Origin of the sequence: Mesorhizobium sp. 1B3, assembly GCF_050958605.1 — a bacterium.
In the GTDB taxonomy this organism is placed as follows: domain Bacteria; phylum Pseudomonadota; class Alphaproteobacteria; order Rhizobiales; family Rhizobiaceae.
In genome coordinates this window covers 1-11,721 of the sequence record NZ_JBJHDO010000011.1, presented here as the reverse complement: position 1 = coordinate 11,721, position 11,721 = coordinate 1, and the positions used below count along the sequence as shown (strand labels likewise).

At 63.0% G+C, this 11,721-nt stretch carries 10 protein-coding genes; 3 read left to right on the top strand and 7 right to left on the bottom strand.

Annotated elements, in window-relative coordinates; genetic code table 11:
- The first annotated feature begins 60 nt into the window (after positions 1-60).
- Entirely contained in the window at positions 61-867 is an 807-nt protein-coding gene (locus ACCO56_RS24940; RefSeq protein WP_433643592.1) for an undecaprenyl-diphosphate phosphatase, read from the top strand.
- Positions 868-1,618: 751 nt separating this feature from the next.
- On the opposite strand, the gene ACCO56_RS24935 is transcribed toward ACCO56_RS24940, so the two are convergent.
- From ACCO56_RS24935 to ACCO56_RS24905, 7 genes are all read right to left on the bottom strand, one after another.
- On the bottom strand, positions 1,619-2,398 hold the full coding sequence (locus ACCO56_RS24935) for a MetQ/NlpA family ABC transporter substrate-binding protein (protein WP_433643591.1): 780 nt from the start codon (positions 2,396-2,398) through the stop codon (positions 1,619-1,621).
- Between the two features lie 30 nt (positions 2,399-2,428).
- Positions 2,429-3,094, bottom strand: a complete 666-nt coding sequence (locus ACCO56_RS24930; protein ID WP_433643590.1) for a methionine ABC transporter permease — start codon at positions 3,092-3,094, stop codon at positions 2,429-2,431.
- Complete coding sequence (locus tag ACCO56_RS24925; protein WP_433643589.1) at positions 3,084-4,163, bottom strand: methionine ABC transporter ATP-binding protein; 1,080 nt, start codon at positions 4,161-4,163, stop codon at positions 3,084-3,086. The genes ACCO56_RS24930 and ACCO56_RS24925 overlap by 11 nt, the downstream gene beginning before the upstream one ends.
- 359 nt (positions 4,164-4,522) lie before the next feature.
- Positions 4,523-5,500, bottom strand: a complete 978-nt coding sequence (locus ACCO56_RS24920) for a complex I NDUFA9 subunit family protein (RefSeq protein WP_433643588.1) — start codon at positions 5,498-5,500, stop codon at positions 4,523-4,525.
- Between the two features lie 192 nt (positions 5,501-5,692).
- Positions 5,693-6,979 carry a mechanosensitive ion channel family protein gene (locus ACCO56_RS24915; RefSeq protein ID WP_433643587.1) on the bottom strand — a complete coding sequence of 429 codons (1,287 nt, stop codon included), beginning with the start codon at positions 6,977-6,979 and terminating at the stop codon, positions 5,693-5,695.
- Between the two features lie 175 nt (positions 6,980-7,154).
- Positions 7,155-8,729, bottom strand: a complete 1,575-nt coding sequence (locus ACCO56_RS24910) for a 5-guanidino-2-oxopentanoate decarboxylase (protein ID WP_433643786.1) — start codon at positions 8,727-8,729, stop codon at positions 7,155-7,157.
- A gap of 5 nt (positions 8,730-8,734) precedes the next feature.
- Positions 8,735-9,583 (bottom strand): dimethylarginine dimethylaminohydrolase family protein, encoded by an 849-nt coding sequence (locus tag ACCO56_RS24905; RefSeq protein WP_433643785.1) that lies wholly within the window; start codon positions 9,581-9,583, stop codon positions 8,735-8,737.
- Positions 9,584-9,820: 237 nt separating this feature from the next.
- Between ACCO56_RS24905 and ACCO56_RS24900 the strand changes: the two genes are divergently transcribed.
- Both ACCO56_RS24900 and ACCO56_RS24895 read left to right on the top strand, forming a co-directional pair.
- Complete coding sequence (locus ACCO56_RS24900) at positions 9,821-10,633, top strand: ABC transporter ATP-binding protein (RefSeq protein ID WP_433643586.1); 813 nt, start codon at positions 9,821-9,823, stop codon at positions 10,631-10,633.
- 30 nt (positions 10,634-10,663) lie between these two features.
- Positions 10,664-11,443 carry a transporter substrate-binding domain-containing protein gene (locus ACCO56_RS24895; protein ID WP_433643585.1) on the top strand — a complete coding sequence of 260 codons (780 nt, stop codon included), beginning with the start codon at positions 10,664-10,666 and terminating at the stop codon, positions 11,441-11,443.
- Positions 11,444-11,721: the final 278 nt, after the last annotated feature.

The window sequence follows — 11,721 nt, the reverse complement described above, 5'->3', positions numbered from 1 at the left end:
TTCGTCGCCATGACAAGCAAACGTTCCGCCTTCCCAAGGGTGTGTTCTCCAGGGTGAGTAATGGAAAATCAGACCATCGTCGACGCGCTCATGCTTGGCCTGCTCGAAGGACTGACCGAATTCATCCCGGTCTCCTCGACGGGGCATATATTGCTGGCCGGGCATTTTCTCGGCTTTCAATCGACCGGCAAGGCCTTCGAGGTGCTGATCCAGCTCGGCGCGATCCTGGCGATCCTCAGCGTTTATGCGTCGAAGCTTCTGAAGCTCGCGGCCGACCTGCCGCGCAGCGGGCTGGCGCAGCGTTTCGTGCTCGGCATCCTCGTCGCTTTTCTGCCCGCCGCCGTGATCGGCGCCCTAGCGCATGATTTCATCAAGACGGTGCTGTTCGAGACGCCGAAACTGATCTGCATCATGCTGATCCTCGGCGGTATCGTGCTCCTCTGGGTCGACCGGTTGGCGCTCAAGCCGAAATACCACGACGTGATGGATTTCCCGCTGCCTGTCTATCTCGGCATTGGCCTCTTCCAATGCCTTGCCATGATCCCCGGTACGTCCCGCTCCGGTTCGACCATCGTGGGAGGGCTGCTTTTCGGGGCCGACAAACGCTCGGCGGCGGAATTTTCCTTCTATCTCGCCATGCCGACCATGGCCGGGGCATTCGCCTACGACCTCTTCAAGAACCGCGCCGTACTGACATCGGCCGACCTGCCCATCATCACGACCGGCTTCATCGCGGCCTTCATCATGGCGGTCATCGTCGTGCGCTATCTGCTCGACTACGTCTCGCGTCACGGCTACGCGCTGTTCGGCTGGTGGCGCCTCATCGTCGGCGCGGTGGGTCTGGCCGCGCTTTACATCTGGGGGTGAGGAAGGCGGCCTGCTGCCCGCTTGATGCCTTCTCCCGCCGCTTCGTGACCAGAAGACGGCGAAGCTAAAAGGTTAGGCTGCTGGCAGCAGCGAGTTGCCCCTCACTGTCCTGCCGGACATCTCTCCCCGTAAAAAACGGCTATCGGATTCACACATCTCGGGCGGTACGGTAGGATCGGATGATGGCTGCTGTCACTGCCGTTCGGCCACTTCGTTCTGCACCGTTGGGTGGGTTGCCCAACCGTAACGGAATGGATCCACGGGTCACGTCGCCTTCGCTTCGCTCGGCGCCGGCCCGAGGATGACGAAGCTTCTATGGCGATGCCGATCGCCAATGTTGGAGATTTGGGGCAGGCCTTCAACGCAATCGTCATCCTCGGACGGGAGCCCGCGCCAGCGGGCGAGCTGATCCGAGGATCCATTCCGTTACGGTTGAGCAACCCACCCAACGGTGCAGAACGAACGAAATGACCGAATCGACACCGGCACCATCCCGCTCTTTGAGCTTTCCATGGGTTGCACGATGTATTTTACCAACCAAGGTGTCCTCCCAAGATGTGTGAATGCGAGAGCCGCGAGCGGGGAGAGATACGACGGCCGCTTTGGTTTCGCCAGTCGCCATCCGTTGGCGATTGGCGAAAGCGGAGACGACATCGGTCTTCTCCCCGTTCTTTACGGGGAGAAGGTGCCGGCAGGCGGATGAGGGGCTTGTCGAACCGTCAATCGCTGTCCGCGCAGGTGGGACATGACCTCACCAGGCCGGAATGACGGAGCCCTTGAAGGTCTCGTCAATGAATGCCTTGACCGCTTCGCTGTGATAGGCTTCGACCAGCGTCTTGGTCCAGGCGGCGTCCTTGTCCTTGCTGTTGACTGCCAGGATGTTGATATAAGGCGCCTTTTCGCCCTCGCGGGCGATCGGGTCCGTGGCGGGATCGAAACCTGCTTCGAGCGCGTAGTTGGTGTTGATGACCGCCGCATCCACGTCGTCCAGCGAACGCGGGAGCTGCGCGGCGTCGAGCTCGGCGAAGGTCAGGTTCTTCGGATTTTCAGCGACGTCGGCCGGCCCGGCCTTGAGGCCGGCGCCCTCCTTGAGCTTGATCAGGCCCTTGTCGGCGAGGATCAGCAGCGCCCGGCCGCCATTGGTGGGGTCGTTCGGGATCGCCACCGTCGCGCCCTCCGGCAGTTCGTCCAGGCTCTTCGCCTTCCGCGAATAGACGCCCATCGGGAAGTTGACCGTATAGGCGACGCTGACGATGTCGAAGCCTCGGTCGGCGACCTGATTGTCGAGATAGGGCTTGTGCTGGAAGGAGTTGGCGTTGAGCTCGCCATCGGCAAGCGCCTGGTTGGGAACCACATAGTCGGAGAATTCGAGGATCTCGATCTCGAGGCCCTTGGGGGCGGCCACTTCCCTGACCTTTTCCATGATCTGCGCATGCGGGCCGGGGGTGACGCCGACCTTGATGGTTTCGGCATGGGCCGTGCCGGCCGCTGAGAGGGCTGCGAATGCCGCTGCGAATAGGATGTTTTTCATTTGGGACTCCTTGGTCTCGGGAGGAAAAATTCAGGTCTTGCGGTTGCGCTTGTCGAACCGTCGCGCCAGGCGGTCGCCGGCGCCCTGCACGAGTTGCACAAGTACGATGAGCACCACCACGACGACGAGCATCACGTCGGGCATGAAGCGCTGATAGCCGTAGCGGATGCCAAGGTCGCCGAGACCGCCGCCGCCGACGGCGCCGACCATTGCGGAATAGCCGATCAGGCTGACGATGGTCATGGTGAGCGCCAGCGTCAGCGCCGGCCGGGCTTCGGCGAGCAGTACCTTGAAGACGATCTGCATCGGCGTGGCGCCCATCGCGCGCGCCGCTTCGATCAAGCCCTTGTCGATGTCGCGGATCGCCGCTTCGACCAGACGCGCGAAGAACGGAATGGTGGCGACGGTCAAGGGAACGATCGCCGCCTTCGTTCCGATCGACGTGCCGGTGACGAGGCGTGTGAACGGAATGATCGCGACGACGAGAATGATGAATGGAGTCGAGCGAGCGGCATTCACCACGAGCCCGACAAGGCGGTTGGCGGTGGGCGCGGGAAAGAGTTCGCCCTTGCCGCTGGTCGCGAGGAAAACACCGATCGGCAGGCCGACCAGCGAGCCGATGAGGCCCGCAATCGCCACCATGCGCAGGGTATCGAGCGTGGCCTTGCCGATGAGGAGCAGAAGATCAGGCGACATAGCCGAGCACCTCCGTGACCAGCCCGTTTTCCCGGAAAAAGCGCTCGGCCTTCCCGAGTGTTTCGGCATCGGCGCCATAGGCGACGACGAGCGAGCCATAGGGCCTGCCGGCGATCTCGTCGATCGTACCGGCAATGATGTTGACGTCCGCGCCGAGCGACTTGATGAGCTGGGAAACCAGCGGTCGTTCCGCCGTCGGGCCGACAAAGGTGAGCCGCACGACCGCGCGGCCACCGGCGACGGGTCCGGGCTTCAGAGCCCTCGCCACCGCATCGGGCAGCCTTGAACCCGGCAGGCCGGACAGGAGCGCCCGCGTCGTTTCGTGGCGCGGATGGGTAAAGACGTCGAAGGTGTGGCCACGCTCGACGATCTCGCCTCGGTCGATCACGGCGACATCCGTCGTGACGGCTTTCACCACTTCCATCTCATGGGTGATGAGCAGGACCGTCAGTCCCAATTCGGCGTTGATCCGCTTCAGCAGTTCGAGAATCGACTGCGTCGTTTCAGGGTCGAGTGCCGACGTCGCCTCGTCCGAAAGCAGCAGCTTCGGTTCCGTCGCGAGTGCCCGGGCAATGCCGATGCGTTGTTTCTGTCCGCCGGACAGCTCCGCCGGATAGCGGTCCCGCTTTTCGCTCAGACCGACGAGATCGAGGAGCGGCCGCACGCGCGCTTCGATCGCGTGGCGATCCATGCCGGCGATTTCGAGGGGCAGCGCCACATTGTCGAAGACGGTGCGCGACGAAAGGAGATTGAAATGCTGAAAGATCATGCCGACCGAGCGCCGGAGGCTCCGCAACCCGGCCTCGTCAAGCGAGCCGACATCGATGCCGTCGACCAGCACTTTGCCGCTCGAGGGTTTTTCCAGGCCGTTCACCAGCCTGATCAGCGTGGACTTGCCGGCGCCGGAGCGCCCGATGATGCCGGTGATCGAGCCACGGCTGACCGTCAGGCTGACATTGTTCAGGGCGGTGAAGGTCGCGCTCTCGCCAGATGCGGCAAAATGCTTGGAAACCCCTTCGAAGGCAACGGACGCATCATTTTTCGCAGATGCTGAACGAGGGACGGTCATTGCGCGATCGCCCCTGGACCAGGAGTTACGACGGTATATGGGTACATGGTGCTCTCGGCTGTTCGAAATCTGTTCCCGATCATGGAGGGAACGGCATGCGTCTGGTCGGACCTACATTCGACAACGCACTCGGAACAGGGAGCAGCTCTCTATCATCTGGTAACCGGTCGGGTTCGACGCCATTTCCGCCATGTCGCGCAATCCGCGCTTCTTATGGCGGGTCGATTACCGGTTTCACAGGTATGTTTTTTCCGAGCGGCGCGCTTCGGCGTAAAACTCTACTCTTCTTATCGGAAATCGTCTCCTCGGATCACGGCCGGAGCCGCGACTTGCCGATGCCGCCCGATTGACAGCAGAGATCAGGCGGCGCTGTCCATGCGCGTGAACTGGCCGGCCGGGCGATAGCCCCACAGATAGGTCGGCAGGATCGCAGCCGTCGATTCCGGCTGGATGCCGAGCGCGGAGAAGGTGCGACCGTCCGATTGCGCTTCCTGCGAAACCACGTTGTCACCCTTTAGCAACTCCACCTGGTCGCGCGTGAGCGGCGGGTTGGGCAGCATGCCCAGCAGCGATGCCTGCAGCTCGGCGGCCCACCACGGGAGCGACACGAGCAGGCGGCGGCGATCGATGACCTCCAGCATTTCTTCCATGCATTCACGGAACGTCTTCACCTGCGGCCCGCCGAGCTCGTAGATCGAGCCGCCCTTGACGGCGCCGTCAACGGACCGGGCGATCGCCTCGGCCACGTCTCCGACATAGACCGGTTGGAACCGTGTCGTGCCGCCGCCGATCAGGGGAAGGAAGGGCGAGAAGCGGGCCATGTTGGCGAAACGATTGTAGAAGGCGTCCTCCGGGCCGAAGATGATCGAGGGACGGTAGACGACGGCTTCCGGAACCGTGTCGAGCACGGCTCTCTCGCCGGCTGCCTTGGTGCGGGCATAAAGCGAGGACGAACTAGCCGAAGCGCCCAGCGCCGAAACATGCGTCAGGCCGGCACCCTGCGCGCGAGCAGCCTCGGCGACGGCGCGCGCACCGAATTCGTGAACGGTCGGGAAACGCTGGCGTCCCCCCTCATGCAGGATCGCGACCAGATTGACGACATGACTAGCGCCCTCGACCGCCCGGTCGACCGACCAGCGCACCCGCACATTGGCTTGGACCGGCTGGATCTGGCCGACATTGCCGAGCGGCTGGACATGACCGGCGAGATCGGGCCTGCGGCAGGCGACGCGGATGCGGTAGCCGCGCTTGGCAAGCGCGCGCACGACATGGCGTCCGACAAAACCCGAGCCGCCGAAAACCGTGATGAGCTTCGGGGTTTCGAGGATTTCTGTCATGGCTGGCTCCGAAATGGGCTGGTCGCCCGCTTCATAGTCGGTTTTGCGGGGAAGGCAAATGCTTCTGCCCCCAGCCCGCCCGGTATTTGCGGCTGAACCGGCCGTATCCACCTTCTGAAGCGCATGTGCGACGTGGTGAAGGCAGGTCGCGGACACCGGCCGACCGAACCGAGCAATCCAAGCCGAGTCCGATTACGTTGCCAGAGATTTCAGAGCAGGAGTTTGTTCCGGCGATCGAAGTTCTCGCAATGCAAGTTTCGCCGCTGCGATATCGGTAAGCTTGCCGAAATCGTTGCCGCTTGGATTCTGGAAAGTCTGGAGGCCAAACTCTGGCAGGATCGCGTAAAGGTGGTCGAATATATCCGACTGGATTTGTTCGTATGCCGCCCAGACGGTCGTGTTGGCGAAACAATATATTTCAAGCGGCAATCCGTTGGGTGTCGGGTCCATCTGGCGCACCAGGAGCGTCATGCCGGGATGGACGCCCGGATGTTGTCGCAGATAGGTTTCCACATAGGCCCTGAACGTGCCGATATTCGTAACGCGGCGGGTATTGGCGGGATAGTTGGCCCTCTCCCCCAGCCGTGAGTTCCATTCCGCGATTTCCTTTTCCTTTTTGGGGAGATAGTCGGCCAGCAAGCCGATGGAGGAGAGGCGGCGGTGTTCTTCGGCCGTCACGAAATGGATGGTATTTTGATCGATGAAGAGTGCGCGCTTGATGCGCCTGCCGCCGGATTCCTGCATGCCGCGATAATTCTTCATCGGCTCCGAAATCAGCTTGCGGATCGGCACGGTCGTAATGGTCTTATCGAAATTCCGCACCTTGACGGTGTAGAGTGCGATTTCGACCACATCTCCATTCGCGTCGAGATTGGGCATTTCGATCCAGTCGCCGACGCGCACCATGTTGGACGAGGCGATCTGCATGCTGGCGACTAGGGAGAGCAACGTGTCCTGAAACACCAGGATGAGGACTGCGGCCATCGCGCCCACACCGGACAGCAGAATGAGCGGGGAGCGGTCGAGCAGCGTGGCGATGATGAGAACCGCGGCAAGGATATAGATCGCCAGCTTCGAGACCTGAATATAACCCTTTATGGGGCGGATACGCGCTTCGGCGCGTCGATGATAAAGCGTATCGACAACGCTCAGGGCTGCATTGGCGGCCAGCGCCAGAGTCAGGATGATGAAGGCGATGGCGACGTTTCTGACTATGGTGATAGCGCTTTCGGGAAGCCCGGGAACGGCGAGTATGCCGGACGAGATGACCAGCGCAGGCACGATGTTGGCCAGACGCGCGACCACGCCATGACGCTTCAGTTCCTCATCCCGTCCGAACGCAGTCTTCTCGACAATCCTGTCCAGAACCCTGAGAAGAATGGCTTTGACGACGAAGTTCGCGACGAAGGCGGAGAGGCAAAGCCCGCCAAGGGCCACCAATGTTTCCGCCCATGGATATGTGATGAAGAATTCCGACAAACCGTTTTCCCATTTTCGGCAAAACGCGGAAACTAGGAAATCTGCGCAGATGTGTCCAGTTTGCGGGTCTTTCCCTGGCCGGGTCTGCCTCCCTGAAGTTTCCCGACTCGGATGTGTCGGCTCATGCAGCGATGAACATGAAGATGATCGATATGGGCGGCTGGCGGGGCAGTTTTCAGGAAACCAGGATCTCGATCAATGCGGCTCTGCCGGTAGAGTGGGCATGACGCAACGCCGCCGGCAGGCCATCGATCCTCGTCAGCCGCTCGGCAGGCATGCGATAGGCAGCGGCGATACCGATGAAATCCGGAGGCGCCGGGGAGACGCCGACAGGCTCCACGCCGGCCTCGCGCATCGAGGTCTCGATCTCGCGATAACCGTGATTGTTCCAGACGACGAAGATCACCCTGGCGCCGGCGTCGAGCGCCGCGCCGAGCTCTGTCAGGGTGAACTGGAAACCGCCGTCGCCGGACAGGCAGACGACCGTGGCTTCCGGCTCGGCAATGGCCGCCCCGATGGCCGCGGGCGGTCCGAAGCCCAGCGCGCCGAAGCCCGTGGCGGCGTTGAACCATCCGCCGGGGCGGTCGTGGTCGTAGTAAAGGTTGGCCGCGTAGATCGGCTGGGTGGAATCGCCGACGATCAACGCGCCGGGCAAGGTGTCGCGAATCATCTCCACGGCTGCGAGCTGGCCCCGCATCTCCTCGCCGATCTCGGCGAAAGCAGCGGCGCGGGCGGCGGCCGCGCGCGCCGCCCCGTCGCGATGATTGCTGGCGGGCAGCTTCTCCGCCAGCAGGTCGAGAGCGGCCGCGCAGTCGGCTCGGATCGAAAGCGCTGCCGGCCGGCGATCGAGCTGTGCCTGGTCGATGTCGATGCGCGCGAGATTCGCGGGCAGGACGAAGCCGCCATTGGCGTACATATCGTAGTCGGTCGGGCCGAACTCCGTTCCGGCGGCGAGCACGAAGTCGGAACCGGCCATCAATTCGCGAACGGCGAAGAGGCTTGGGCTGGCATGGACGCCGAGCGGATGGTCGTGGAGAAGGCCGCGCGCATTGGCCGTGGTCACCACGGGGGCATCCAGCTTCTCGGTGACGCGCAGGAGCTGTGCACCGGCGCGCCGCGCTCCGCCGCCCGCCAGGATCAGCGGGCGGCTGGCCTCTCCGGCTCGCGCCGCGATCTCGGAAAGCTGCGCCTCGTCAGGGGAGGGAGGCATCTCCTCGACGGGACGCGCCGCGAGCGGAGGACAATGCCTGCCCATCATGTCGAGCGGGATCTCGATATGGATCGGGCCAGGACGCTCCGCCGCGAAGATCGTGAAGGCTCGGTGGAGGACTTCCGGCAGCTCGGCCGGATCTTCCATGCGATGCGAGAAGAGCGCCACCTTCTCCATCATGCCGCGCTGGTCGGGCAGCTCATGCAGGAAGCCGAGCCCCTTGCCGAGGGTCGGCAAGGCATTGACGCCCGAGATCACCAGCATCGGGACAGAGTCGGCGCGGGCCTGGGCCATTGCCGTGATGGCGTTGGTAAGACCAGGGCCGGTGATGACGAAGGCAACGCCGGGCTTTCCCGACGCGCGAGCATAACCGTCGGCCATGAAGCCCGCGCCCTGCTCGTGGCGTGGCGTCACATGGCGAATGCGCGATCGCGCCAGCCCGCGATAGAGCTCGACCGTATGAACGCCGGGAATGCCGAAGACGACATCGACGCCATGGGCCTCGAGCAGGGAGATGAGCGTTTCCCCGACTGTCGCCATGTCCGTCAGCGCCTCAGAATGGGACGCGTCAGGCATGTCGGCCCGCCTTCGCAGGCGATGCAAAGCGCGTCGGCCTCGAAGGTCCTGACCGTACAGCCGGCCGCTTCCATGGCGGCCTTGGTCTTCGGGAAGCCGGCCACGGCGATCACCTGGCGCGGGGCAGTCGGCAGCACATTGAGGCTGAGGCCGTTGGACCAATGGAACTCGTCTGTGTCGCCGACGACCAGTGTGGTGCCTCGCGATTTCAGCATCTGGTAAAAGGCGGTCGGCAGCAGCGGCATGTGGACCAGCGCCAGATCCTCGGCGAGCGGGCTGATCACCGACATGAGATGCAGGCAGGCCTCCTCGCCATGCCAGAGCGGCAGGTCGAAGCCGTAGACGGCGATGCCATCGGGACCCAAGATGTTGGCGAGCTGCTGGATGCCGGCCTGGTTGGTGCGCACGCCGCGCCCCACTGCAAGCGTCGTGCTGTCGATCCAGACGCAGTCGCCGCCTTCGACCATGCCGGGCGGCTGGATACGGCCGACGATTGGAACGCCGAGCCGCCGATAGGCGGCTTCGTGCAACGCGGGTTCCTCGCGCCGCAGCGCCTTGCCCATCGAAAGGATGATGGCGCCGCGGTCGCTTACGATCGAGGGGTCATGGGTGAAGACCGAATCCGACAGCCCGTCCTCTTCGTCGGGAAGCCACGCGATTTCGGCGCCGGAAGCTTGGACGAGGTCGGCCAGCGCCTCGTGCTGGCGCGTCGCGCGTTCGGGGTCGAACCCCTCGCCGTAGTGCCATTTCTCGGGATCGGCGCCGAGCATGGCGCCTTTGGGCGAGCGCATGAAGACGCGCCGCAGCGCCGCCGCCATGGATTGAGAACCGAATGTCCGGCCAGGCTCCACGCACACCTCCCGTCGTTCATGGTCTGACATCTCTAAACATTTCGGCGAAACAGCCGCAAGTGGCGGAACCGAGGGTTGACGGCCGCCGATCCGGCGGTTCATTCTGCCGAATGGATTTCCAAGGCATGGCAGGTTCATGAGCAAAGAATTCCACGAATCGCTGGCCATCATGGCCAAACGCGGGCTTCGACAGGCGGGCCCTGCATGACGGTTCCCGGTGCCCTGCCAGCCACGCGCGATGCGTCGGGCGCCGCCGCCGAAGCGATCCACATCGAGAACCTCCATAAGAAGTTCGGTCAGTTGCACGTGCTGAAAGGCGTGTCGCTTTTCGCACGCGACGGCGACATCGTAGCCATCATAGGCGGCTCGGGCTCGGGCAAGTCCACGCTGTTGCGCTGCATCAACTGCCTGGAGAACCCGACGAGCGGTGTCATCCGGGTCAATGGCGAGGAGATCAGGCTGAAGGCCGACAGCCAGGGCAACAGCATGCCGGCCGACCGTCGGCAGATCGAGCGCATCCGTTCGCGGCTCGGCATGGTATTCCAGAGCTTCAATCTCTGGACGCACATGACATTGATCGAAAACGTCGTCGAGGTGCCCGTCCATGTGCTGGGGGTGCCGCGTGCCGAGGCGATCGCCGAAGCCGAAAGACTGCTCGAACGGGTCGGTCTTTCGGAAAAGCGTGACGTCTATCCCGCCTTCCTCTCGGGCGGGCAGCAGCAGCGCGGCGCGATCGCAAGGGCGCTGGCCATCAAGCCGCGGGTCATGCTTTTCGACGAGCCGACATCGGCGCTCGACCCCGAGCTGGTCGGCGAGGTCCTGAAGGTGATCGCCGACCTGGCCATCGAAGGGCGCACCATGATCCTCGTCACCCACGAAATGAAGTTCGCACGCGAAGTCGCGACCCATGTGGTCTATCTCTACAACGGCCTGGTCGAGGAGGAGGGGCCGCCGGAAACGGTCTTCGGCGCGCCGAAGTCGGAACGGCTCAAACAGTTCCTGCGCAACGTGAACTGACGGGTCGGGCTTATGCAAGGGGAGAGAACAATGAGAAAGATCGTGAAGACCTCAATCGCAGCGGTCGTCATCGCCCTGGCGGGCGCCGCGTCGGCGAGCGCCGAGCCGATCAAGGTCGGCATGGCGCCGGAGCCCTATCCCCCGTTCGAAGCGCCGGACGCCTCCGGCAACTGGGTCGGCTGGGAAATCGACTTCATCAACGCGCTCTGCGCCGAAGCAAAGCTCGAATGCACTCTCACCTTCACGGCCTGGGACGGCATCATCCCGGCTCTGACCACCAAGAAGATCGACGTGATCATAAATTCCATGTCGATCACCGAGGAGCGCAAGAAGACGATCGACTTCTCCGACAAGTACTACAATACGCCGGCTGCAATCATCGGTCCCAAGGACATGACGTTCGGGGCGACACCAGAAGACCTCAAGGACAAGGTGGTCGGCGTTCAGGTTTCGACCATCCATTCGGCCTACGCCAAGAAGCACTTCAAGGATGCTGCCGAGATCAAGGAATATCAGACCCAGGACGAGGCCAACCAGGATCTTGCCGCAGGCCGCCTCGATGCCGTCCAGGCGGACGCGATCGCGCTCGACGCCTTTCTGAAGTCCGACCAGGGCAAGCAATGCTGCGACCTGAAAGGTGTCGTGGCTGAGGATGTGGAAGTCATGGGGCCGGGCATCGGCGTCGGTCTGCGCAAGGAGGACACAGCCCTCAAGGAGAAGATAAACGCCGCGATCAAGGCGCTGCGCGCCAATGGCACATATGACGAGATCACCAAGAAGTATTTCGACTTCGATATCTATGGAAGCTGACGCTGCGGATTTTCGTCTCGATGCCGTCGGCGCAGCACCGTCAAGAGGGGAGGAGGGCAGGGCTTGGGCCCTCCGGAGCGTCGGATCTGCAAGGGGGACCCGTTTCGGGTCCGACGCTCCCGAATTATACCGGGGATCGTAAGGGTTGATAATTTTGCAAGCCCCTCATCGGCCTGCCGGCCACTTCTCCCCGCAAGCGGGGCGAAGACCGCTGGCATCTCCACTTTCGCCAATCGTCCATGCTTGGCGACTGGCGATACCCGCTCGGCAGCGCTCTC

Coding starts and splice junctions, on each gene's coding strand:
- ACCO56_RS24910 (WP_433643786.1), bottom strand. CDS start 8,729: ATGGCGACAGTCGGGGAAACGCTCATCTCCCTGCTCGAGGCCCATGGC.
- ACCO56_RS24925 (WP_433643589.1), bottom strand. CDS start 4,163: ATGACCGTCCCTCGTTCAGCATCTGCGAAAAATGATGCGTCCGTTGCC.
- ACCO56_RS24940 (WP_433643592.1), top strand. CDS start 61: ATGGAAAATCAGACCATCGTCGACGCGCTCATGCTTGGCCTGCTCGAA.
- ACCO56_RS24895 (WP_433643585.1), top strand. CDS start 10,664: ATGAGAAAGATCGTGAAGACCTCAATCGCAGCGGTCGTCATCGCCCTG.
- ACCO56_RS24920 (WP_433643588.1), bottom strand. CDS start 5,500: ATGACAGAAATCCTCGAAACCCCGAAGCTCATCACGGTTTTCGGCGGC.
- ACCO56_RS24930 (WP_433643590.1), bottom strand. CDS start 3,094: ATGTCGCCTGATCTTCTGCTCCTCATCGGCAAGGCCACGCTCGATACC.
- ACCO56_RS24905 (WP_433643785.1), bottom strand. CDS start 9,583: ATGGCGGCGGCGCTGCGGCGCGTCTTCATGCGCTCGCCCAAAGGCGCC.
- ACCO56_RS24935 (WP_433643591.1), bottom strand. CDS start 2,398: ATGAAAAACATCCTATTCGCAGCGGCATTCGCAGCCCTCTCAGCGGCC.
- ACCO56_RS24900 (WP_433643586.1), top strand. CDS start 9,821: ATGACGGTTCCCGGTGCCCTGCCAGCCACGCGCGATGCGTCGGGCGCC.